This is a genomic window from Terrisporobacter mayombei (assembly GCF_020748465.1).
Classification (GTDB): domain Bacteria; phylum Bacillota; class Clostridia; order Peptostreptococcales; family Peptostreptococcaceae; genus Terrisporobacter; species Terrisporobacter mayombei.
Window position 1 is genome coordinate 48,925 of record NZ_JAHZMP010000010.1, and the last position, 24,126, is coordinate 73,050.

General features: G+C 30.7%; 17 protein-coding genes, 11 tRNA genes and 1 other annotated feature. All 28 genes read right to left on the minus strand.

The genetic code is table 11. From position 1 onward, the window contains the following. Positions 1–3: 3 nt before the first annotated feature. A complete protein-coding gene (gene thyX, locus K0039_RS18740) occupies positions 4–762 on the minus strand; it encodes an FAD-dependent thymidylate synthase (protein ID WP_228106576.1) in 759 nt (252 codons plus the stop codon). Positions 763–915: 153 nt separating this feature from the next. After that, complete coding sequence (locus tag K0039_RS18745; RefSeq protein WP_228106577.1) at positions 916–1,311, minus strand: Mini-ribonuclease 3; 396 nt, start codon at positions 1,309–1,311, stop codon at positions 916–918. A 1-nt stretch (position 1,312) separates the two neighbouring features. Beyond that, the gene (gene cysS / locus K0039_RS18750) at positions 1,313–2,710 is read right to left on the minus strand and encodes a cysteine--tRNA ligase (protein ID WP_228106578.1); all 1,398 of its coding nucleotides are present in this window, start codon (positions 2,708–2,710) and stop codon (positions 1,313–1,315) included. 289 nt (positions 2,711–2,999) lie between these two features. After that, positions 3,000–4,484 carry a glutamate--tRNA ligase gene (gene gltX, locus K0039_RS18755; protein WP_228106579.1) on the minus strand — a complete coding sequence of 495 codons (1,485 nt, stop codon included), beginning with the start codon at positions 4,482–4,484 and terminating at the stop codon, positions 3,000–3,002. Between the two features lie 24 nt (positions 4,485–4,508). Then, positions 4,509–6,221 (minus strand): proline--tRNA ligase, encoded by a 1,713-nt coding sequence (locus K0039_RS18760; protein WP_228106580.1) that lies wholly within the window; start codon positions 6,219–6,221, stop codon positions 4,509–4,511. A gap of 115 nt (positions 6,222–6,336) precedes the next feature. After that, positions 6,337–6,550, minus strand: a binding site (T-box leader). A gap of 219 nt (positions 6,551–6,769) precedes the next feature. Then, positions 6,770–7,252 carry a 2-C-methyl-D-erythritol 2,4-cyclodiphosphate synthase gene (ispF, locus tag K0039_RS18765; RefSeq protein WP_228106581.1) on the minus strand — a complete coding sequence of 161 codons (483 nt, stop codon included), beginning with the start codon at positions 7,250–7,252 and terminating at the stop codon, positions 6,770–6,772. Between the two features lie 21 nt (positions 7,253–7,273). Continuing rightward, the gene (gene ispD, locus K0039_RS18770) at positions 7,274–7,954 is read right to left on the minus strand and encodes a 2-C-methyl-D-erythritol 4-phosphate cytidylyltransferase (protein ID WP_228106582.1); all 681 of its coding nucleotides are present in this window, start codon (positions 7,952–7,954) and stop codon (positions 7,274–7,276) included. A 78-nt stretch (positions 7,955–8,032) separates the two neighbouring features. Beyond that, positions 8,033–9,133 carry a PIN/TRAM domain-containing protein gene (locus K0039_RS18775; RefSeq protein WP_228106583.1) on the minus strand — a complete coding sequence of 367 codons (1,101 nt, stop codon included), beginning with the start codon at positions 9,131–9,133 and terminating at the stop codon, positions 8,033–8,035. A gap of 77 nt (positions 9,134–9,210) precedes the next feature. Further along, positions 9,211–10,281, minus strand: a complete 1,071-nt coding sequence (gene disA / locus K0039_RS18780) for a DNA integrity scanning diadenylate cyclase DisA (RefSeq protein ID WP_334302545.1) — start codon at positions 10,279–10,281, stop codon at positions 9,211–9,213. Between the two features lie 18 nt (positions 10,282–10,299). Continuing rightward, positions 10,300–11,667, minus strand: coding sequence for a DNA repair protein RadA (radA, locus tag K0039_RS18785; RefSeq protein WP_228106585.1), 1,368 nt, complete (start codon positions 11,665–11,667; stop codon positions 10,300–10,302). Between the two features lie 153 nt (positions 11,668–11,820). After that, a complete protein-coding gene (locus K0039_RS18790; RefSeq protein ID WP_228106586.1) occupies positions 11,821–14,271 on the minus strand; it encodes an ATP-dependent Clp protease ATP-binding subunit in 2,451 nt (816 codons plus the stop codon). 11 nt (positions 14,272–14,282) lie between these two features. Then, the gene (locus tag K0039_RS18795; RefSeq protein ID WP_228106587.1) at positions 14,283–15,287 is read right to left on the minus strand and encodes a hypothetical protein; all 1,005 of its coding nucleotides are present in this window, start codon (positions 15,285–15,287) and stop codon (positions 14,283–14,285) included. Between the two features lie 12 nt (positions 15,288–15,299). After that, entirely contained in the window at positions 15,300–15,839 is a 540-nt protein-coding gene (locus K0039_RS18800; RefSeq protein ID WP_228106588.1) for a UvrB/UvrC motif-containing protein, read from the minus strand. A gap of 4 nt (positions 15,840–15,843) precedes the next feature. Next, complete coding sequence (locus K0039_RS18805) at positions 15,844–16,308, minus strand: CtsR family transcriptional regulator (protein ID WP_228106589.1); 465 nt, start codon at positions 16,306–16,308, stop codon at positions 15,844–15,846. A gap of 184 nt (positions 16,309–16,492) precedes the next feature. Continuing rightward, complete coding sequence (locus K0039_RS18810) at positions 16,493–18,424, minus strand: elongation factor G (protein ID WP_228106590.1); 1,932 nt, start codon at positions 18,422–18,424, stop codon at positions 16,493–16,495. Between the two features lie 248 nt (positions 18,425–18,672). Continuing rightward, positions 18,673–22,107: a pyruvate carboxylase gene (locus K0039_RS18815; protein ID WP_228106591.1), complete on the minus strand. Its 3,435-nt coding sequence runs from the start codon at positions 22,105–22,107 to the stop codon at positions 18,673–18,675. Positions 22,108–22,488: 381 nt separating this feature from the next. After that, the gene (locus K0039_RS18820) at positions 22,489–22,902 is read right to left on the minus strand and encodes a hypothetical protein (RefSeq protein WP_228106592.1); all 414 of its coding nucleotides are present in this window, start codon (positions 22,900–22,902) and stop codon (positions 22,489–22,491) included. Positions 22,903–23,034: 132 nt separating this feature from the next. Then, a tRNA-Val gene (locus K0039_RS18825) sits at positions 23,035–23,110 on the minus strand. 19 nt (positions 23,111–23,129) lie between these two features. Then, a tRNA-Arg gene (locus K0039_RS18830) sits at positions 23,130–23,206 on the minus strand. Positions 23,207–23,215: 9 nt separating this feature from the next. Further along, a tRNA-Cys gene (locus K0039_RS18835) sits at positions 23,216–23,290 on the minus strand. A gap of 8 nt (positions 23,291–23,298) precedes the next feature. Continuing rightward, a tRNA-Lys gene (locus K0039_RS18840) sits at positions 23,299–23,374 on the minus strand. Between the two features lie 9 nt (positions 23,375–23,383). After that, positions 23,384–23,460: transfer RNA gene (locus K0039_RS18845), tRNA-His, on the minus strand. A 37-nt stretch (positions 23,461–23,497) separates the two neighbouring features. Then, positions 23,498–23,574 (minus strand) — tRNA-Pro (locus K0039_RS18850). Between the two features lie 11 nt (positions 23,575–23,585). Then, positions 23,586–23,662: transfer RNA gene (locus tag K0039_RS18855), tRNA-Ile, on the minus strand. 25 nt (positions 23,663–23,687) lie between these two features. Continuing rightward, positions 23,688–23,764: transfer RNA gene (locus K0039_RS18860), tRNA-Met, on the minus strand. Positions 23,765–23,778: 14 nt separating this feature from the next. Next, positions 23,779–23,854: transfer RNA gene (locus K0039_RS18865), tRNA-Phe, on the minus strand. Positions 23,855–23,859: 5 nt separating this feature from the next. After that, positions 23,860–23,948 (minus strand) — tRNA-Ser (locus tag K0039_RS18870). A gap of 53 nt (positions 23,949–24,001) precedes the next feature. Beyond that, positions 24,002–24,077 (minus strand) — tRNA-Gln (locus K0039_RS18875). Positions 24,078–24,126: the final 49 nt, after the last annotated feature.

Consider the following 24,126-nt stretch of genomic DNA (forward strand, 5'->3'; position numbering starts at 1 on the left):
CGCCTATAAATTTTTGAATTTTTCCCTTATGCTGACTATTTCGCCACAACTCATTTTTCCTTCTGGACATGGTCCTTTTACACACTTTGGTCCACAATTTTTAAATAGTATTGGTGCAACTGCTTTTACTTCTTTTAGCATCTGTGTAGCTAGTCCTCTTATTTCCCACTGTGCTCTTTCACAACATCTATGGTCAAAGAAATTGTATAAACTTCTTGTATTTATTGTGAATACCATTTTAGTTTCACAAGCATTTGGAAATACATATCGAGCATCCTCAATGGCTATTTTTTCACCTTGAGATTTAGCTTCTTTTTCATTCTTACCTTCTTCTATTAACTTCTTATAATGTTTTTCAAATAGTATATCAACTAATTTATCATAATCTTCTTGGTCTTTTTTCATAGACTGAATAAATATTTCTTTAGCTTCTTCTATTTTTTCAATTTGTGGAGGAATAATGTACTCAAACTGATCTAGCTTAACATACCTTTGACTTTGCTGAGAAAAACTCGCTATTCTATGTCTTACTATTTGGTGAGAACAACTTCTAGATATTCCTTCTATCCCAAATGTAAATGTTACATGCTCTAACGGAGATTCATGTCCCATATTAATCAATACATTTAAAAACTTTTCTATGCTTTCATCACTTAAATTTTCTTCTATTTCATCTACTCCTACTGGAGAATAACAAAGCTTCGCTGCCATAGCTATAACTTTTTCAGGCTGTGGAGTATGGGCTAATAGTTTTACCTTCATTCATTTACCTCCTAGTTCTATTGTTATAAATATATTATACTATATTACCATATAGTTTACGGAATATTTTAAAAAATGGTATATAATTCTCCTTGTTTCAATAGGTTTACCAACTAAATAAAAAAGTATTGCACAAATGGCAATACTTTTTTATTACATATTACTTTCTATTATAGAAATCCCTTTATACACTATATACTCCAGTCTTTCTTTATCTTCTTTTAAATATAGGTATCCCACTAGAGCTTCAAATCCAGTTGCACATTTATAATCTATGATGTCTGCATTTTTAGGAGATGTATGGGACTTTTGATTTCTTCCTCTTTTGTATATTCTATTCTCTTCTTCTGTAAATTCTTCAACCATGCCATGTATTATGGATGCTTGAGCCTTTGCATTTGAATATTTAATTGCAGTTTTGTGTAAATCATTAACTTTTTTATTACAATTGTCTCTTATTAAATATTCTCTTATATAAGATTCATATACTGTGTCTCCTAAATAAGCTAATACCAATGGTGACATTGTCACTAGTTGTATTTTATCCATTTTATGCTCTTCTCCATTTAACTCCTTGTCTTGTGTCCTCAAGTACAATACCTTTTTCTAATAATTCATCTCTTATTTGATCAGCTAATTTAAAATCTTTATTTTTCTTAGCATTTGTTCTTGCTTCTATTAATTTTTCTATTTCTTCATCTAACATATCTTCTTGTTTTTTGTTTACAACATTTAGTACACTAGTTAATTCATTAAATTCAGCTAAAACTTTATTAGCAAACTCTTTAGTTGAATTTTCATTTACATTAGAGTTCATAAATTTAGCTAATTCAAATATTACACTTACAGCGTCAGCTGTGTTTAAGTCATCATCCATAGCCTCTATAAACCTTTGTCTAAATGAATTTAACTCTTCTTCTAATTTTAGTTCTTCATCATTTTCAGCATCATCGCTTAATTTACTTATTATAAATTCTAATCTTTCCTTAGCATTATATAATCTTTCAAGTCCAGCTTTAGATTGATTTAAGATTTCATCACTAAAGTTTATTGGATTTCTATAATGAGTTGATAGCATGAAGAATCTAACTATCTCTAAGTCATATAATTTTGATATGTCTCTTACAGTGAAGAAGTTTCCTTTTGATTTACTCATTTTTTCGTTGTTTATATTTATATATTCATTGTGCATCCAGTAGTTTGAGAATTTCTTTCCACTTCTAGCTTCACTTTGTGCGATTTCATTTTCATGATGAGGGAATTTTAAGTCTTGTCCTCCAGCATGTATATCTATCGTATCTCCTAAATATCTACGAGACATAACAGAACATTCTATATGCCATCCTGGTCTACCTTCTCCCCAAGGACTCATCCATCCTGGTTCACCTTCTTTTTTTGCTTTCCATAAAACGAAGTCCATTGGATGTCTTTTTTGATCATTTACTTCTATTCTCGAACCAGCTTCTAATTCTTCTTGTTTTATACCAGAAAGTTTTCCATAGCCATTGAATTTTTGAGTATCAAAATACACATCTCCATTTACTGCATATGCATATCCCTTTTCTTCTAATTCTTTAACAAATCCAATTATTTCCTCTATATTTTCTGTAACTTGTGGGTGTACAGTTGCTCTTTTTACTCCAAGTCCATCTGCATCTACAAAGTACTCCTCTATATATTTTTTAGCAACTTCTTCTGGTTCTATATTCTCTTCATGACCTCTTTTTATTATTTTATCATCTACATCTGTAAAGTTTTGAACATAAGTTACATCATATCCTCTATATTCTAAATATCTTCTTAATGTATCGAAAATTATAAATGGTCTAGCATTACCTACATGAATGTAGTTATATACTGTCGGACCACAAACATACATTTTAACCTTTCCTTCTTCTAATGGTTTAAACTCTTCTTTTGATCTTGTCATGGTATTAAATAGTTTCATTTTCCCATCTCTCCTTTCTATTTAGTTTCCTTTTTATTATGTATTTTAAAATATTGTTCTATAAATAAATTTATTTCTTTTTAAGAGTAATGATATTATTATACCCTTGTATATTTTGTTTCTAACTTTAATTTTGCTCACATAATCCAAAGAAAATACAAATATTTTCTAATAAATTTGCTCTACTATATTATTATACATAATTAACTCTTTATAAAAAACCTATTCTTCTACTTTTGTTAAATTAAAGCAAAAGAATTGCTACCTTTTTAATAGCAATTCTTATTTATTATAATATGTTATTTTTTACATAAGCTAATCTATTTAAGCAAGTATCTTTTCCGATAACTTCCATTATCTTGTTAAGATCTGGACCATGCATTTGTCCTGTTAAACTTATTCTTGATCCCATGAATAAGTTTTTACCTTTTATTCCATGCTCTTTTTGTATTTCTTTAAGCATAGCTTTTGCAGCAGCTTCATCTAAAACTTCCATGTTAGATATTTTTTCTATTAAAGCATCTACTAAAGTAGGTATATGCTCTAATTTTAAGAACTCTCTACATTCTTCAGTTTCTAATTCAACCTTATCTCCAAAGAATATTGAAGCATGATCAGTTATTTCTTTTACATATTGTAATTTTTCTTTAAGAACTGAAACCATTCCTTTTAAGAAATCATATTTTTCTTTGACTTCTTCTTCTGTTACGAAACCAGCTTCTACTAAGAATGGTATGGCTAAAGTAGTTAATACTTCGTCATCTCCATCTTTCATGTAGTGTTGATTAACCCAGTTTAGTTTTTCTGTGTCAAATACTCCTCCACTCTTAGAAACTCTTTCTATAGAGAATGCTTGTTCAAGTTCTTCCATAGAGAATATTTCTTTGTTTTCTTCTGGAGACCAACCAACTAGCGCAACATAGTTAACTAATCCTTCTGGTAAATATCCTTTTTTCTTGAAGTCTTCTACTGCAACATCACCTTGTCTCTTACTTAACTTTTTCTTTTCTTTATTAAGTATGTTTGGTAGATGTACAAATGTTGGAGCTTCCCATCCGAATGCTTCATATAAGTATACATGTTTTGGAGTAGAAGAAACCCATTCTTCACCTCTTATTACATGAGTAATACCCATTAAGTTGTCATCAACTACAACAGCAAAGTGGTAAGTTGGGAATCCGTCAGTTTTTATTAAAACTTGATCATCTAAATCATTAGTATTAAACTCAGTTTCTCCTCTAACACCATCCATGAATTTTATAACATGATTTTCTGGTAATCTAAGTCTTATAACATAAGGCTCTCCAGCTGCTATTTTAGATTCAACTTCTTCTTTAGAAAGGTCTCTACAGTGACCATCATATTTAGCAGTTTCTCCTGCTTCTCTTTGTTTTTCTCTTACTTCGTCTAATCTTTCCTTTGTACAGAAACAGTAGTAAGCTTTGCCGTTATCTAAAAGTTCTTGAATGTATTTTTGATATATGTCTAATCTTTCAGATTGGATGTATGGTCCGCAATCACCTTTTTGCACCACATTTCCATTGTCGTCTAACATAACACCTTCTGTGTGATTTACACCAGCCCATTTCATAGCATTTAGCATATTTTCTACTGCACCATCAACAAGTCTTGTTCTGTCAGTATCTTCAACTCTTAATATGTATTCACCGCCCATTTTTTTAGCGAATAAATAGTTATAAAGAGCCGTTCTTAAACTACCTATATGAACAAATCCTGTGGGACTTGGAGCAAATCTTACTCTAACATTACTCATCTTTTGCCTCCTAAAACTAACCTATTATAATCTTACGTTATTTTTTTTGAATTCTTCTCTAACTCTAGCTTCTATATCTTCTAAAGCTATTAATTCTTTTTCACCAGTTTCTCTTAATACAAATTCAACTTTTCCATCTACTATATCTTTACCAACTGTAACTCTCATTGGTATACCTATTAATTCTGCATCTTTGAATTTGAATCCTGGTCTTTCATCTCTATCATCTAATATAGTTTCAACACCTATTGATTCTAATTGCTTGTAAATTTTTTCTGCATTTTCTACTTGTTCTTCTTTTTTCATGTTTACTGGTACAACTATAACATGATATGGTGCTACTGATAAAGGCCATTTTATACCATTATCATCGTAGTGTTGTTCTATTATAGCTGCTGCTGTTCTTTCAACACCTATTCCATAACATCCCATTTGTATTGGGTGTGATTTTCCTTCTTTATCTACAAAAGTACAGTTCATTGCTTCAGAGTACTTAGTTCCTAATTTGAAGATGTGACCAACTTCAACACCTCTCATTATTTCTAATTCTCCACCACACTTAATACATTTGTCTCCATGTTGTACAGATCTGAAATCTCCTACCACACCTTCGAAATCTCTTCCGTAGTTAGCATTTTTTATATGATATTCAGTTTTGTTAGCACCAACTATTAAGTTAGATTGATCTACAACTTCTTGGTCTATGAATAAATAGTCAGCTTTTATTCCTATTGGTCCAGCAAATCCTGTTTCAGCACCAGTAACTGCTTTAACCATTTCTGCACTTGCCATATCCATTTCTATAACTCCACCTATAGCATTAGCAACCTTAGTATCGTTAACATCTCTATCTCCTCTAACAACTACTGCTACAGATTTTCCATCTGCATCAAATATTAAAGTTTTAGCACATTTACTTGCATCTGTATTCATAAATTTTTGTAATTCTTCTATTGTTCTTACTTCTGGAGTATGAACTTCTTCTAACTCTAACATTTCTTCTTTACATGGTTCATGATTTACTGATTCTGCTTTCTCTATATTAGCTGCATAATCACATTCTTTACAGAATACTATTTCATCTTCCCCAACTTCTGATTTAACCATGAATTCTGCTGAGAAAGCTCCACCTATAGCTCCTGAATCCGCTTGAACTGGTGAATTATCAAGACCACACCTAGCAAATATTTTTGTGTATGCATCAAACATATCTTTGTATGATTTGTCTAATCCTGCTTCATCTATATCGAAACTATAAGCATCCTTCATTAAGAATGTTTTCGTTCTCATAACCCCAAATCTTGGTCTTCTTTCATCTCTGTATTTTGCTTGTATTTGATATAAATTTACTGGAAGATCTTTGTAAGATTTTACTTCTTGTCTTATTGTATCCGTAAATACTTCTTCATGTGTTGGTCCAAGGCAGTAATCTTTTCCAGTTCTATCTTGTAGTCTAAACATTTCTGGTCCCATAGCTTCCCATCTACCAGACTCTTGCCATAATTCAGCAGGTATTATACCTGTACAGAATATTTCATTAGCATCTTTTGCATTCATTTCTTCTCTTATTATGTCGCTTATTTTTCTAAATACTCTTAGTCCTAATGGTAAATGATTGTAAAGTCCTGAAGACATTTTTTTAATCATTCCTGATCTTAGCATTAACTGATGACTTGTTATCTCTGCATCAGCTGGAACTTCTTTTAATGTTGGTATAAACATTCTTGACATTCTCATATTAAATTACCTCCTAAAATTTATTTGTAAAATATAAAGTTTGCTCTGCGCATTTTGAGCAATTAGAAATTATAATTTCTTTTTTAAAATATAAAAAAAGCCCTTCATCTCTAAAAATAGAGACGAAAGGCTGACTTTCCGCGGTACCACTCTAATTAATCATAATATTTTATGATTCTCTCAAAGGATGTAACGGTCCTGACCCGTAAAAACTTTTTACCGTTTTTATACTAAAAGACTGGTTCAAAAACTTCCTCTTAGGAACTCTCACCAATGTTCCCTCTCTGTAAAGATTTCATTTTTTACTATTTCTTTATTGTTGTTTTTAGTCTTACTTAAGTTGTTTTAAAATATAATAATTTAATGATATAGCATTTCATTTTTATTGTCAACTTCAACTTTTAAATAATATCATTATAATTTTTAGTGTATATTTCAAAATAATTTTATGTTGCTTATCTTTTACTATATGGAAATTATTATATCCAGTAAGTAATACTAATATACTATTTACAAAAAGTTTTTGTGCTAACCTTTTTCTATTTAGTTTAGACTTCTTGTTTTTTATTCAGTAAACAAATACTTTGAGATGAAATACCTTGTTTTTCACCTGTAAAACCAAGGCCTTCCTCCGTAGTTGCTTTCACACTGATATTGTCTATATCCGTATTTAATACTATTGCAATATTTTTTCTCATTTGTTCTATATGTGGCGCCATCTTAGGACTTTGAGCTACTATTATACTGTCTATATTATTTATTTCATACCCTTTTTTATTTATTAAGTCATTAACACATTCTAGCAGTTTCATACTATCTGCGCCCTTATATTTTTCATCTGTATCAGGGAAATGTTTACCTATATCCCCCAAGGCAAGTGCTCCTAGCATACTATCCATTATGGCATGAATCAATACATCTGCGTCAGAATGTCCAAGAAGTCCCTTTTCATGTGGAACATTTACTCCACCTATGATTAAAGGTCTTCCTTCAACAAGTTTGTGTACATCATATCCTAAACCAATTCTCATCTAAATTTTCTCCTTTTTGTATTAATTTTCTCTTAAAATCTCTTCCGCTATTTTTAAATCTTCAGGGGTAGTTATCTTTATATTATTATAAGAACCCTCTACAACTTTAACATTATGTCCCAAATACTCTATTAACATGGAATCATCTGTTCCATAGTATTTATCATGTTTAGCTTTTTCGTGAGCCTTTATAATAAGCGAGTAATCAAAAACTTGTGGCGTTTGAATTGACCATAATGTGCTTCTATTTGGAGTGTCACACACCTCATTATTTTTATTTACTATTTTTATAGTGTCTTTAACAGGAACACCCACTATTGCACTCTTGCATTCTTTGGCACACTTTATAGATTTTTCTATAATTTCATTAGTTACAAAAGGTCTTGCTCCATCATGAATTAAAACTATTTTACATTTTTCATCTACTTGCTTTAATCCATTATATACAGAATCTTGCCTTTCGTTTCCACCAAAAGCAACTTTTATATTTTTATATCCATACTTATTTATAATATTTTCTTGGAAAAATTCTTCTTCATCCTCCCTCACTACCATAATTATTTCTCCTATATTTTTATTTTTATAAAATCTATCTATGGTATGGGCTATTACTTCTTTATCTCTTATCTTTAGAAATTGTTTGTTTATATCAGCTTTCATTCGGCTTCCCCTGCCTGCACTAACAATAATCACACTATTCATAATTTCACCTCTTCTTATTGCTCATTAATTTATTCTAATAAGTTAAAAAGGCCTTCTAGTCATAGAAGGCCTTTTATATTAATTCTTAGGTTTTCCAAATATCATTCTTCCTGCAGAAGTCTGAAGTACCGATGTAACTAATACATTTATTGTTTCACCAATATGTTTTCTTCCACCTTCTACAACTATCATTGTTCCATCATCTAAATAAGCTATTCCTTGGTTAGATTCTTTACCTTCTTTTACAACTTGAGCTACCATTTCTTCTCCTGGTATTGCAACAGGCTTAACAGCATTAGCAAGTTCATTTATGTTTAAAACTTCTACACCTTGGAACTGAGCTACTTTATTTAGGTTATAATCATTTGTCACGACTTTTCCATTCATTACTTGAGCAAGCTTAAGAAGTTTACTATCAACTTCTGGTATATCATCAAAGTCTTTTTCAGTTATTTCAACTTCTATATCTAATTCTTTTTGAATTATATTAAGTATATCTAGACCTCTTCTTCCTCTAACTCTTTTTAAATCATCAGAAGAATCTGCGATATGCTGTAATTCATTTAAAACAAACTTAGGTATAATAAGTTTTCCTTCTACAAAACCTGTTCTACAAATATCTGCTATTCTACCATCTATTATTACACTAGTGTCTAATACTTTTGGCGGTATTGATTTTATAGCATTCTCTTTTTTACCTGACTTGTCTTTTCCTAAACTTGAAGATAATCTACTTAGTTTACTAATATTAAATAAATCTTCTCTACTTTTCAAAGTTATTTTTATACCTACATAACCCATAAATATGTATATTATTATAGATAAAATTGTTTTGATTAAAGGCATTCCTGAAATTGATCCAAATAATCCACCCACTATTAAATATGCTATAACAAGACCTACTATTAATCCTACTACTCCTAATAATATATCTGTTTGCGGATATTTAGATATTTCTGTATCTAAAATTTTTACAAATCTTCTTACTTTATTGAAAAACCACGGACTTATTAGGTAGAAAAGTATCCCTACTAATAGCCCTGCTACTAAACCTACTAAATATACATTCTCTATTCCAAAACTAAGTTGTGGAAAGAATTTTTCTAAACTTAAATATGAAGTTGTTCCTAGTATAGCTCCTAAAAAAGATATTAAAATTCTTATTATTTTGCTTATCAAAGCTTCACCCCCTATAGTGTGATTTATATGATACATCATATATATGAATTTTTTATTAATTTTTTCTTAAAATTACATTATATTTGCATATCTAGCGATGCCATTCTTTCCATTTTTATAAGTCCATTTTTTATATAAGTTGCTCTTATTTCACCTATCCCTTCAACTTCATCTAAATCTTCAATTGAAGCTGATTGAATACTTTTAAAGTCATCAAAATAATTAATAATATTTTCTATAATTCCACTTGGTAACCTATGAATTTTATTTAAAACTCTATATCCTTTTGGTCTAATTTCCATATCCATACTCTCAGTTATGCCAGAGTAACCTAAGATTTTTGATACTTTTACTAAATCAAGTAATTCATCATCTGTTAAATTTTTCATCTTTCTTTGGATTTCTTTTAACTCTACATCACCTTTTTTATAATCCATATAAACCATCATTCTATCTTTTTTGGTAGTTCCCATTAATTCTTCTAGCTGCATTCTCACTAATGTTCCTTCTTCACCTAGCTCAATTACATACTTTTCAATTACAGTTATTATTCTCATAACCATTTCTATTTTTTGAACTACTAGTGCTACTTCATATATAGTAACCATATCTTTAAATTCAAATGAATTAAGATTTAATATAGCTTGGTCTAAAACTGATTTATGCTTCTCTAGTGTTTGTAAAGCTTGATTAGCCTTAGTAAATATTTTTGATATTTCTTCAATTACGTATTTTTGTTCTCCCCTGTATACAGTAATTATATTTCTTCTTTGAGAAATAGATATTACTATAGCACCTGTCTGTTTCGCTACTCTTTCTGCTGTTCTATGTCTAGTTCCAGTTTCTGATGTTTGTATTGAATAGTCAGGTATTAACTGTGCATTTGCCAATAATATTTTCTTTACATCATCACTTAAAACTATAGCACCATCCATTTTAGCTAACTCATACAAATATGCTGGAGAGTAGTCTGCATCTATTTTAAAACCACCATCTACTATTTCAGATATTTCATCATCATTAGCCAATACTATAAGTCCACCAGTCTTAGCTCTAAGTACATTATCAAGTCCTTGTCTAAGAGGAGTTCCTGGAGATATTTTTCTAAGTGCATGAAGTAAGTTTTTATTATCCATAATATTATCGATATTATACATTCTTATTCATCACCCCCTTAATACTAGGTTTATAGCTTGTCTTAGATTATCTACTGGTATGATTTCTATACCTTTGGTGTCTTTTACTGTAACATAATTATTTTTTGGTATAACTATCTTTTTAAATCCTAATTTTTTGCATTCAGCTATTCTTTTTTCTATATAGCTAACAGCTCTAACTTCTCCTGTTAACCCTACTTCTCCTGTTACGACTATATCACCATCAATAGGTATATTTCTAAAACTAGAAGCTACAGATAATATTATGCCTAAATCCATTGAAGGTTCATTTATTTTTATACCTCCAACAACATTTATATACACATCTTGATTTTGTATTTGTAATCCTACCCTTTTTTCTAATACAGCTAATAATAAAGCTACTCTATTGTAGTCAACTCCTGTTGCTGTCCTTTTTGCAATCCCAAAACTTGTTGGAGATACTAATGCTTGTAATTCTAGAAGCATTGGCCTTGTTCCTTCTACAGTTGATATTATAACTGAGCCCGATACATCTTTAGGTTTTTCAGAAATTAAAACTTCCGATGGATTGGTTAGTTCTATTAGCCCTATATCTTTCATTTCAAATACACCTAATTCATTTGTTGAACCAAATCTATTTTTTACTGCCCTAACAAGTCTATATGTATTATATCTTTCTCCTTCAAAATACAAAACTGTATCCACCATGTGTTCTAATAATTTAGGTCCTGCTAAAGAACCTTCTTTCGTTACATGTCCAACAATAAAAGTAGATATTCCCACCTTCTTAGAAATTTTCATAAATCTAGAAGTTCCTTCTTTTATTTGGCTTACAGTTCCTGGTGCGGAAGATATTTCTGGGCTGTATACAGTTTGTATTGAGTCCACAATTATCAAATCTGGATTTATATTATCTAAATAGGCTTCTATTATGCTTAAATTATTTTCTGAAAAAATAAATAAATTGTCAGTATTAACACCTAATCTATGAGCCCTCATTTTTATTTGAGATTGTGATTCTTCACCAGATATATATAATACTTTTTTTCCTGCACATGCTACATTTCTAGATACTTGCATCAATAGTGTGGATTTTCCTATACCAGGATCTCCACCTACTAAAACTAAAGAACCTTTTACAATTCCTCCACCTAGTACTCTATCTAACTCTTCTATCTCTGTAGAAAATCTTTCTTCATGTTTTATCTCTATAGAGTTTATGCTTATAGGTTTTGAATCACCCTTGCTTATTGCAAAAACTTCCCTTTGAGATTTTTTTTCTTCTATTTCTTCAACAAATGTATTCCACTTTGTACATTCTGGACACTTTCCTAACCATTTGCTAGTTTCATATCCGCATGATTGGCATACATACTTTGTTTTAACTTTTGCCATTATTATTCACCCTTAAATGCTTTATTATTACTTTATTGTACTATATATTGTTAATATCTGCATATAATATTATTCTGATTTGTGTTAAATATATCAAAAAATCTTTATTAAACCTTAAATAGAGGGAGTCTTCTCCCTCTATTTACTAAAAAATTATTTTACTTCAAAAGCCATCTTACCTTCTTTTACAGTAGCCTCAACAATATCACCTGATTTTATTGTTCCCTGTAATATAAGTTCTGACAATTCATTTTCTAGTTCTTTCTGAATAGATCTCTTTAACGGTCTTGCTCCATATTCTAAATCAAACCCTGATTTTGCAATTAAATTTATAGCTTCTTCATCCATTTCTAGTTTTATAGTCATTTCTTCTAATCTCTCAACTAATGTCTTACACATTAATTTCACAATTTTAGATATATCTTCTTTGTTAAGAGAATGGAATACTATTATGTCATCGATTCTATTTAAGAATTCTGGTCTAAATTGCTTTTTAAGTTCGACCATAATATTTTCTTTCATTTTTTCATATTCATCTTTTTCTTTGTCTTCTTCATTTGGACTTCCAAATCCTAAAGTTTTTTGTTTTTTAATAGTTTTGGCTCCTACATTTGATGTCATTATTAGTATTGTATTTTTGAAATCTACAGTTCTACCTTTAGAATCTGTTAGTCTACCATCATCTAATATTTGTAATAAAATATTAAATACATCTGGATGAGCCTTTTCTATTTCATCAAATAGTACAACTGAGTATGGATGCCTTCTAACCTTTTCTGTTAACTGGCCTCCTTCATCATAACCTACATACCCTGGAGGAGAACCAATTAGTCTAGAAACTGAGTGTTTTTCCATATATTCTGACATGTCTATACGTACTATTTGATTTTCATCTCCAAACTCAGCTTCCGCCAAAGCCTTGCTAAGTTCTGTTTTTCCTACTCCTGTTGGACCCAGAAATAAAAATGAACCTATAGGTCTATTCGGATCTTTTAGACCTGCCCTAGCCCTTCTAATAGCTGTAGAAATAGATTTTATTGCCTGATCTTGACCTATAACCCTTTCGTGTAATATGTCTTCAAGCTTAAGTAATCTTTCTGTTTCTTCTTCCATCATTCTGTTGATTGGTATTCCTGTCCATAAGCCAACTACCTCTGCAATTACTTCTTCATCTACCACATTGGCATATTTAGATGACTTATTCCATCTACCTCTAATTTTTTCTAACTGCTCTTGAGTTTTTCTTTGTTCATCTCTTAATTTTGCAGCTTTTTCAAAATTTTGACCTCTTACTGATTCTTCTTTTTCTTTTTTAATACTGTTTATTTTGTCTTCTAGATCTTTTATATCCTTTGGAGGTGTATTTTCTTTTAACCTCACCTTTGAAGCTGCTTCATCTATTAAATCTATAGCTTTATCTGGTAAAAATCTATCTGTTATATATCTTACGGACAGTTCTACCGCTGCCTTAATAGATTCATCTGTTATTTTTACTTTATGATGAGCTTCATACTTATCTCTAAGACCCTTCAATATTTCTATAGTATCTTCCTTTGTTGGCTCTTCTATTAAAACCGATTGAAATCTTCTTTCTAATCCAGAATCTTTCTCTACATGTTTTCTATACTCATCTATTGTTGTAGCTCCTATAACCTGTATTTCTCCTCTAGCTAAGCAAGGTTTTAATATATTTGAAGCATCTATAGAACCTTCCCCTGTAGCCCCAGCACCTATAATTGTATGCATTTCGTCTATGAATAAAACTATATTTCCTTTTTTAACAACTTCATCTATAACTTGTTTTATTCTCTCCTCAAATTCACCTCTATATTTTGCTCCTGCTAACAGTGATCCCATATCTAGAGTATAGAGAACTTTATCTTTTAATGTGTCTGGTACCTTTCCTTGTGATATATCAATTGCCAAACCTTCTGCTATTGCTGTTTTTCCCACACCTGGATCTCCGATTAGTACAGGGTTATTTTTCGTCCTTCTACTTAAAATTTGTATTATTCTTTCTATTTCTTTTGTTCTTCCTATTACAGGGTCTATTTTATCTTGTTTAGCACTCTCGGTAAGATTTCTACCATATTTATCAAGTAATTTTGATGAAGTATTCTCTGGTGTAGAAGATGTTTTATTTACTGTTTTGGGCTCAATTGAATAATTGTCTATGCCCATCATATCTATAATACTTTCAGCAATATCTCTTGAATCAATATTTAAGGATGCTAAAATTCTCATCCCAAGTCCTTCTCCTTCTTGAGCAAGTGCTAGTAATATATGTTCTGTACCTATGTAATTTGTCTTAAGTTTATTAGCAAAAGCTCCTGATAGCTCAAGTATCTGTTTTGATCTAGGACTTAGTGTTACATCTGTTGTAGTTATATCATTTTTACCCTCTATTTCTATAATCTTTTTTTCTAAAATATCTTCAGTAACTCCTAATTTATTTAAAACTTTAGCTGCTATACCATCTTTTTCTTTTAGAAGACCTAGAAGTAAATGCTCTGTTCCTACAATTTTATGTCCAAAGCTTTTTGCCGACTCTACGCCTAAGTCAATTGCTGTTTTAGCTCTTTGAGTAAATCTATTGAAGTACATTTTCATCCCTCCTATCTCTTATTTCTATTAGCTAGACTAAATTCTTCCCTTAAAAAATCAGCTCTTTTGGTGTCACTATAACAAGTTATAGGTGACATTAATCTTAAAGCTGGTTTCATTCCCTTCATTAAGTTAATTATTTTTTCCATGTTGATATCTTTAATGTAGTCCATCTCAATACCTAACTTAATATTAGACAAGTGCTTCATAGCTTCGTATGCCGATATAATTCTGGCATTTTGTAATATACCTAAAGATCTATAAACCTCATCTTCTAATTCTATAGAAGCTTCCATTTTTATAATATTTCTAGATTCTTTTTCTTTAGTTATAATATCTTTTGTTAAACTTCTTAGGCTTTCAATAATATTTTTCTCTGATCTTCCAATAACTGATTGATTACTTATTTCATACATACTACCTAATATATTTGATTTTTCATTTGAAATACCTTTTATATTTGCACCTAATTTGTGTGCAATATTGGAATAAGTATCTACTTTTCTTTGTAAAGACAATACGGGTAGGTGAACTATAATAGATGTTTTCAGACCTGTACCTGCATTAACTGGGCAACTAGTTAAATACCCTAATTTATCATCACAAGCATAATCTAACTTACTTTCTAATATATCATCTATTTTATTTGCAATTATAAAAGCATCATCCACATTAAATTTATCTTCATATATCTTGATTTTTATGTGATCTTTATCATTGATTATTATACATTTTGTTTTATCTTTATTAATAATAATTGCGCCCATATCATTTGTTGAGAATTTATTACTTATAATATTTCTTTCCATTAATGTATTTTTTTCTATTTGACTAATATCTTTTATATTGTATGCAATAAAGTCTTCTTTAAATAAGTCCTCTGATTCTAATATTATATTGCTAATTTTATTTGCTATGACTTGAGATTCTGATTGACTTAATTTATGTGGAAAAGGATAATTAGTAATATTTCTAGATAAAGCTATTTGACTACCTATAATTATGCTGTCTTCCATAAGTCCCTCCTCCTATTCATTACATTCTTCTAGCTCTTTTATTTTATCTCTAATGTCAGCTGCTTTTTCATATTCCTCTTGCTCTACAGCTATATTTAAATCTTCTTTTAGAACTCTTATCTCTTTACTTATGTATATATGACTGTTATCTTTTTTAGGTGATTTGCCTATGTACTCTTCATAACCATATATATTTCTAAGTATAGGCTTTAGCTGTTTTTCAAAGACCTCGTAACATCTACTACAACCTACTTTTCCTGTTTCTCTGTATTCATTATATGTGCTGTAACAATTTGGACATATAATCTCTTCTTCTTCTGAGTCCTTATCTATTGCTAATAAATTTTCCTTTTTTTGATCTATGGAATCACCTTCATTTATATCAAATTTCTCCATAACATCTTTTATAGAAAATGGCTCTTGTGAATTAAAATTAAATAATGGATAATCCTTAGCACAATCATTACATAAATACACTCGCGTTTCTTGACCATTTATTATGGAGCTAATAAAAACTGACGCTGTTTTCTTATGACATTTTTGACATAACATAATATCACTCCTCTATATTAAATAATTCTTCTATAATATTTTTTAAAATTTTTGACCTTACTAAGTCATTTAATCCATGTATAGGTGAGTTTAGAGATTTATCATCTATAGCACATAATATTATTTTTGATTCTCTATTATTAATTAAGTTTGTATCTAGTAACGACTTAACAAGTACTTTTCCTTGTATATATGTTATTTCTTTATCTATTTTTTTATGTAAGATATATAAAATTTGTTCTTGATTTGATTTTACAATCTTATCTATTTTTACATATCCTCCTCCACCTTTTTTACTTTGGACTTCATATCCTTTTTCTCTTGAAAACCGAGTTGTCAAAACATAATTTATTTGAGATGGAGCACAATCAAACAAATTAGCAAGTTCATTTCTTTGAATTTGAACTGTACTACTGTCTTCCATTAAATCTTTAATAAATTTTTCTATTATATCACTAATTGAAGCCATTATACATCACCACTTAAATAAATTTTTTCTTTGACTTTCTTTGACCATTATTTAATATATATTATATACATATTTTAGTCATATAATCTAATTATTATAAACAAAACGAATTTTTATTTTATATAAAATAAAAAATAAACGGCATGATACTTTTTAATATCATGCCGCTTTTTATATATATTTTTTAATTATTAGTTCCAGAAACTATTTTTGATGCTAGCTGTTGAGGTACTTCATTATATTTTTCTAATTCCATTTCAAAGAACCCTCTACCTTGAGTCATAGATCTTAAATCAATTGCATATTTAAATGTTTCACTTTGAGGTGCTTCTGCATAAATTACTTGTCTACCCTTATCATCAGGTTCCATCCCTAGTATTTTTCCTCTTCTCTTGTTAATATCACCCATCACATCTCCCATATACTCCTCAGGAACAGTTATAGTTAATTTCATAATAGGTTCTAATAAAATTGGTTGAGCTTCTTCCATTCCTTTTTTAAATGCTATTGATGCTGCCATTTTAAATGCCATTTCTGATGAGTCAACGTCATGATATGATCCATCATATAATGTTGCTTTTATATTTGTAACAGGATATCCTGCAAGTATTCCTTTTTGCATAGAATCTTTTAATCCTTTTTCTACTGCAGGTATATAAGATTTTGGAACAGAACCTCCAAATATTTCTTCAGCAAATTCAAAGTCATCATTAGATCTTGTAAATTTAATTTTTACATCTCCATATTGGCCATGGCCACCAGATTGTTTTTTGTGTTTTCCTTGAACATCAGAAGCACCTTTTATAGTTTCTCTATAAGCAACTTTAATATCCTCTAAGTCCACATCAACACCAAATTTTTCTCTTAATTTATTTTTAACTGTATTTATATGAAGCTCACCTTGACCACCAATTAGCGTTTGCTTAGTCTCTGGGTTTCTATACCAATGTATAGTCGGATCTTCTTCTGCTATTTTGTTTAATGAAGCTCCTATTTTATCTTCTTCACCTTTATTTTTCGGTACTACGGAGAAATATATTTGTGGCTTCGGCAAAATGGCCTCTTCTAATATGGAAGCATTTGAATTTTGTGCTACAGTATTTCCTGTTTGTAGAGAATTTATTTTTGTAACTACAACTATATCACCTGCATTAGCACAATCTATTTCTTCCAGCTCTCCATTTTTCATTGTATATATATTAGCGATTTTTTCTTTTACATCTTTATTTATGTTAATTATTTCAGTATCCTTTTTTATTTTTCCTTCAACTACTTTTATGTAAGATAATTTTCCCATGAATGGGTCAACCATTGTTTTAAATACTAAAGCTCTTAAAGGATTTTCTTTTTCAATAGCTTTTGGTTGTATATATGAGCCTATAGTTTGTAGTATCTCTTGTGAACCTATGTTATTTATTGTAGAACCACATATTACAGGTATTATATCACCACTTTGTATTCCTATAATTATTCCTTTTTGTATTTCCTGCGGAGTTAATTCTTCTCCATTAAAATACTTATCTAAAACTTCATCGTCAGTTTCAGCAATATGTTCCATTAAAGCGTCTTTAACACTTGAAACTTGCTCTTTGAATTCTCCATCTAAATCGTCATCCAAGTTTTCTAACACATTATGTAGCTTAATAAATTGTTTATCTTTATATATAGGGCTTATCATTGGTACTATCTTATTGTCATATTTTTCTCTTAACATTTCTATTGCATCTTTATATCTTGCCTTTTCATTGTCTATTTTATTAATAAACATAATTTTAGGCATATTTTCAGTTAATTCTAGTGATTTTTCAGTTCCAACTTGTATAGGAGAAGTTGCATCTATCACTATAATAGCTGCGTCACTTGCTCTTAAAGAAGAAATTACTTCACCGCTAAAATCAAAGTATCCTGGTGTGTCTAATAAATTATACTTGATGCCGTTGTATTCTATGGGAGCTAGTCCTATACTATAAGTCATGTTTACTTTGTCAGACAACTTTGGCATCTTTTTTGAAATATTTGTAGTGTATGCTAGAGCATCAATTAAATTAGATTTCCCACATCCACTATGTCCTAGTATTGCAACATTTCTTAAATCGTTACTATCATAGACTTTCATATTAGCACCTACCTTTTTTAATTATATAAAATTATCAAGTGTTATAAATAATTTTATACCATTTATATGTATAATATTCCCAATTATGTAAGATAAGATTAGCTTATTTTCAGAGAAAATAATTTGACATTCTCTCCCTTGGATTTAAAATATATTTCTACACACATGTGTATTTTTCCTCTTTTTTATATAAAAAAACTCTAAAGTAGTTGTTTACTCTACTTTAGAGTTTTTAATTCATTATTATTCTATTCCAATGTCATTAAAAGTTGTTTATCACAAACCATTTCATTTTCTTTAACTTGGATGGATTTTATTTTTCCATTTGTTTTTGATACTATATTAGTTTCCATCTTCATGGCTTCTATAACAATTAATGGTTGGTGCTCTTCTACTTCATCTCCTTCTTTAACAAGAACTTTTATTACCTTCCCAGGAATACTAGCCCCTATTTGTAAAGGATTATCCATATCAGCAGTTTCTACTTGTTTAATACTTCCTGCATAGTTATTATCTTTTATTTCTACTTCTCTATGCATTCCATTTAAATCAAATACTATTGTTCTATAGCCATTTTCTTTTACATCTCCTATATTTCTTAAACTAATAGTTAGCATTTTTCCTTCTTCTATTTCTACATCACACTCTTCACCTAAGCCAAGACCATAAAAGAATACATCACTTTCTAGTTTAGAAATATCATTATATCCTTGTAAATGTTTTAAATATTCTTCATATACTTTTGGATATAATTCATAGCTTAGTATATTTCTTATATTAGATCTCATATCGAATTTTTCATTTAAGTAGTTTTTGTCTTTATCAAAATTAGCTGCTGGTATTAATAACCCAGGTCTTGCAGTAATAGCCTCTTCACCTTTCAGTACTACTTCTTGTAAATCTTTTGGTATTCCACCTTCTGGTTGACCTATCATACCTTTACAGTAGTCTACTACCGAATCTGGGAATGATAATTTTTTACCTTCTTCAATAATATTGTCTTTGTCCAATTTATTTTTTGTCATAAATATTGCTAAATCCCCTACAACTTTTGAAGATGGTGTAACTTTAATTATATCTCCAACTATTTGGTTAGCTTCTTTATAATTTACCTTAAGAGTATCAAAATCATCTCCTAGTCCAAAGCTATCAGCTTGAGCTTTTAGATTTGAATATTGTCCTCCTGGCATTTCATATTCATATATTTCAGCAAAAGAAGTACTCATGCCACTTTCGAATTTTTTATAAATTTGTCTTAAATCTCCATAGTAACTTGATAACTCTTCATATCCATATAAATCAATATTAGTATCTCTTTCTGTATGTTTTAAAGCTTCTACTATGGCATTTAAAGATGGTTGACTTGTTAAACCTGACATAGTTTGTAGTGCAGCATCTACTATGTCTACACCTGCTTCTGCTGCCATTAAACATGTTGCCACACCATTTCCACTTGTATCATGAGTGTGTAGATGAATTGGCGTTTTAACATTTTCCTTTAATGACTTAATCAAAGTATGTGCAGCATATGGTTTTAAAAGGCCTGCCATATCTTTTATACAAATTATATCTACTCCTAAAGATTCTAATTCTTTAGCCATTTTTATATAGTATTCTAGGTTGTATTTTGACTTATTAGGGTTTAATATATCTCCTGTATAGCACATTGTACCTTCTACTATTTTTCCAGTTTCAAGTCCTGCTTCTATAGACAATTTCATATTTTCTACCCAGTTTAATGAGTCAAATATTCTTATAACATCTATTCCTTGATAAGCAGACTCTTTTATGAAATCTACTATTACATTATCAGGATAATTTGTATATCCAACACCGTTAGATGCTCTAAATAACATTTGGAACATAATATCTGGTATTTCTGATCTTAGTTTTTGTAATCTTCTCCATGGAGATTCTTTTAAAAATCTATAAGCCACATCATATGTAGCTCCTCCCCACATTTCTAATGAGAATAAATCTTTTTGATACTCATTTGTTTCTTTAGCCACTTGTAGTAAATCATAAGTTCTAAATCTTGTTGCAATAAGAGATTGATGTGCATCTCTCATTGTAGTATCTGTCAATAATAATTTCTTTTCATGTTTTATTTTTTCAATATATGCTTTCTTTCCTAGTTTTTCAAGCTGAACTCTACTACCTTCTACCTTAGATACTCTTTCAGTTATTATTCTTGGTTGGTGCAGTGTTTCAAACTTAGGTTTAGGCATGCATTTGTTTTCATTTACTACAACATCTCCTATAAATTGAAGTAATTTAGTTCCTCTGTCCTTACTTTCTTTTATCTTGAATAATCGAGGATGTTCATCTATAAATTTAGTACTACATTTACCAGCTCTAAACATAGGATCTTGCAAAACATTAACTAGAAATCCAATGTTAGTTTTTACTCCTCTAACCCTAAGCTCATTTATAGATCTAATAGTCTTATTAATTGCTCTTTCAAATGTTCTATCCCAAGATATAGTCTTAACTAGTAAACTATCATAATATGGGCTTATACTAAATCCCGCACAACCATTTCCTCCATCTAGCCTAATCCCTGCACCAGACCCAGTTCTATATACTTGTATTTTTCCAGTATCAGGCATAAAGTTATTCTTAGGATCCTCAGTTGTAATTCTACATTGTATGGCATATCCTGTTACTGTTACATCCTCTTGAGACTTTATATCTATCTCTTTACTATCTAAGCTATATCCTTCAGCTACAAGAATCTGGCTTTGAACTATATCTATTCCTGTAACTTCTTCTGTTACAGTATGCTCAACTTGAATTCTAGGGTTCATTTCTATGAAATAATGATTACCTTTACTATCAACCAAAAACTCTAATGTTCCTGCACTTAAATATCCTACTTCTTTAGCTATTTTAACTGCATCTGCACAAATTTCATCTCTTGTTTTTTTATCTATAGAAAACGCTGGTGCATATTCAATTATTTTTTGATGTCTTCTTTGTACTGAGCAATCTCTTTCATACAGATGAACTAAGTTTCCATGCTTATCCCCTAATATTTGAACCTCTATATGCTTAGGATCTTCTATATATTTTTCTATAAAAATTAAATCTGCTCCGAAGGCCTTTCTTGATTCACTACATGCTGTTTCATATTCAAGGGCTAAACTTTTCTCATCATAAACTACCCTCATACCTCTACCGCCTCCGCCATTAGAGGCTTTTATCATCACTGGATATCCTACAAAGTCTGCAACTTCTTTTGCTTGTTCAACACTTTTAATTACTTTTTCTACTCCAGGTATAGTTCCTACTCCAACACTATGAGCAACTTTTTTAGAATTTATTTTGTCACCCATTCTTTCCATTATCTCTGCAGATGGGCCTATAAATGCAATTCCGTTCTCTTCACATTTTCTTACAAACTCTGGATTTTCTGATAAGAAACCATAACCAGGATGTATAGCATCTACATTTTTAGCCTTAGCAAGCTCTATAATTCCATCTATATCTAAATAAGCCTCTATCGGTCCCTTATCTTTCCCTATTAAATAAGATTCATCTGCCTTCGTTCTAAATAAACTATATTTATCCTCTTTACTATATATCCCGACACTTCTAATTCCTAATTCATGGCATGCTCTAAATATTCTTATAGCAATTTCTCCTCTATTAGCTACTAGCACTTTTTTAAATTTTTTAAGCATATTATCCCCCTTTTCCATATTTAAGTTGTAATATTAAAGATTATAGTCCATAAAACTTTATTTTTGAACCCCTATGGAAGAGTTTCTTAATAATTAATACAAATTCATAAAAACAGATAAATATATTTTGTATTTTGGTAAATCTCTATTTCTTAATTAAGTAAAAATAGAATGTTTTTATCATACTATTCTATAATATTCCGGTTGACATGAATGTATATTCCCTTATAAAGAAATAAATCCATATTTATTTTATATTAATAAACATGGATTTATCTTACTTATTATATTAACTTATGTCTTATTTCATCACTTTAAATTATGGTACTTATTGAATAATTTATATTTTGTTCTATTATTTCAAAACACCAAAATGTATTTTTAATCTAACTCATTTAATAGTCTTCTAGATACATCATTTAACTTCAATTCTCCTAAGCCTATATATGCCATAGTAAATACTGTTTTAACAACGTCAGATGAATTATCCCATTTATAAGAGATAGAATTTACTAAAGAGTGCTTTGGCATTAAATCTTGCAATCCTATAGCCATTTCTTCTGATAAGCTTATGTATTCTTCAAATAGATCTTCTTCACTCATTTCATCTAAATCATAATCTTGTTTTAATTCTTCATCTAACACTTTTGCTGGTATGCTTAATTGATATGCCACAACATCTTCTCTTTTTGTTCCCTTGCACATATCTCTATCTACTTTGAAATCACTATTGCCTTCAATTGTTTCTCTTATTTCTTCACTATCTACTATTTCTTCTCCAAATATAATATACATAATAACACCTTCCTTAATTTTTTATATAAAAGATCTCTATTTTTTCATTTATTTTATTTTTCATTAAAGCAGTAATATTTATAACTTATTTTATATATAAAAAAACCTCTAGTTAACAAACTAGAGGATAATTGGTGGGACCAACAGGGCTCGAACCTGTGACCCCCTGCTTGTAAGGCAGGTGCTCTCCCAGCTGAGCTATGGTCCCGAAATTTTTTATTAATAAGTGGTGCGCCCAGAGGGACTCGAACCCCCAACCTTCTGATTCGTAGTCAGACACTCTATCCAGTTGAGCTATAGGCGCATATTAAAATGGAGGCGACACCCAGATTCGAACTGGGGATGAAGGAGTTGCAGTCCTCTACCTTAGCCACTTGGTCATGTCGCCATATTTAGTGGTGACCCATCGGAGATTCGAACTCCGGACACCTTGATTAAAAGTCAAGTGCTCTACCGACTGAGCTAATGAGTCATATGTTTTTGGGGTGGATAATGAGATTCGAACTCACGGCCTCCAGAGCCACAATCTGGCGCTCTAACCAACTGAGCTATACCCACCATAATCTAATGCACTAGTTTTTATTTTTTTAGTTGATGGTCGAGGTGAAGGGACTCGAACCCCCGGCCCCATGGTCCCAAACCAAGTGCGCTACCAAACTGCGCTACACCTCGAACTAAAAAAGTGGTGGACCATCAGGGACTCGAACCCCAGACCTACCGGTTATGAGCCGGGCGCTCTAACCAACTGAGCTAATGGTCCACGTTATATATTATTAAAGTCTAAATGGTAGCGGTAACAGGAGTCGAACCTGTGACCTTTCGGGTATGAACCGAACGCTCTAGCCAACTAAGCTATACCGCCATAGTATTTAAATATGGTGCCCAGAGGCGGAATCGAACCACCGACACGGGGATTTTCAGTCCCCTGCTCTACCGACTGAGCTATCTGGGCGCTATTGGCGGAGAGGGTGGGATTCGAACCCACGGTGCCGTTAAGCATCACTGGTTTTCAAGACCAGCTCCTTAAACCACTCGGACACCTCTCCTTATAGTTTCCCTATATGCTCTATCAAGCGAGCACTAAGTTGATAATTTAATATGGCTGGGGATGCAGGACTCGAACCTACGCATGCATGAGTCAAAGTCATGTGCCTTACCGACTTGGCTAATCCCCAATATATAAGTGGTGAGCGCACAGGGATTCGAACCCCGGACACACGCCTT

Bases quoted from the DNA above. Each gene is read 5' to 3' on its own strand.
- K0039_RS18815 (WP_228106591.1), bottom strand. From the start codon at position 22,107: ATGCTTAAAAAATTTAAAAAAGTGCTAGTAGCTAATAGAGGAGAAATT.
- K0039_RS18790 (WP_228106586.1), bottom strand. From the start codon at position 14,271: ATGTACTTCAATAGATTTACTCAAAGAGCTAAAACAGCAATTGACTTA.
- thyX (WP_228106576.1), bottom strand. From the start codon at position 762: ATGAAGGTAAAACTATTAGCCCATACTCCACAGCCTGAAAAAGTTATA.
- gltX (WP_228106579.1), bottom strand. From the start codon at position 4,484: ATGAGTAATGTTAGAGTAAGATTTGCTCCAAGTCCCACAGGATTTGTT.
- K0039_RS18800 (WP_228106588.1), bottom strand. From the start codon at position 15,839: ATGTTATGTCAAAAATGTCATAAGAAAACAGCGTCAGTTTTTATTAGC.
- K0039_RS18795 (WP_228106587.1), bottom strand. From the start codon at position 15,287: ATGGAAGACAGCATAATTATAGGTAGTCAAATAGCTTTATCTAGAAAT.
- ispF (WP_228106581.1), bottom strand. From the start codon at position 7,252: ATGAGAATTGGTTTAGGATATGATGTACACAAACTTGTTGAAGGAAGA.
- K0039_RS18810 (WP_228106590.1), bottom strand. From the start codon at position 18,424: ATGAAAGTCTATGATAGTAACGATTTAAGAAATGTTGCAATACTAGGA.
- K0039_RS18820 (WP_228106592.1), bottom strand. From the start codon at position 22,902: ATGTATATTATATTTGGAGAAGAAATAGTAGATAGTGAAGAAATAAGA.
- cysS (WP_228106578.1), bottom strand. From the start codon at position 2,710: ATGAAACTATTTAATACCATGACAAGATCAAAAGAAGAGTTTAAACCA.
- ispD (WP_228106582.1), bottom strand. From the start codon at position 7,954: ATGAATAGTGTGATTATTGTTAGTGCAGGCAGGGGAAGCCGAATGAAA.
- K0039_RS18760 (WP_228106580.1), bottom strand. From the start codon at position 6,221: ATGAGAATGTCAAGAATGTTTATACCAACATTAAAAGAAGTTCCAGCT.
- K0039_RS18745 (WP_228106577.1), bottom strand. From the start codon at position 1,311: ATGGATAAAATACAACTAGTGACAATGTCACCATTGGTATTAGCTTAT.
- K0039_RS18805 (WP_228106589.1), bottom strand. From the start codon at position 16,308: ATGGCTTCAATTAGTGATATAATAGAAAAATTTATTAAAGATTTAATG.
- radA (WP_228106585.1), bottom strand. From the start codon at position 11,667: ATGGCAAAAGTTAAAACAAAGTATGTATGCCAATCATGCGGATATGAA.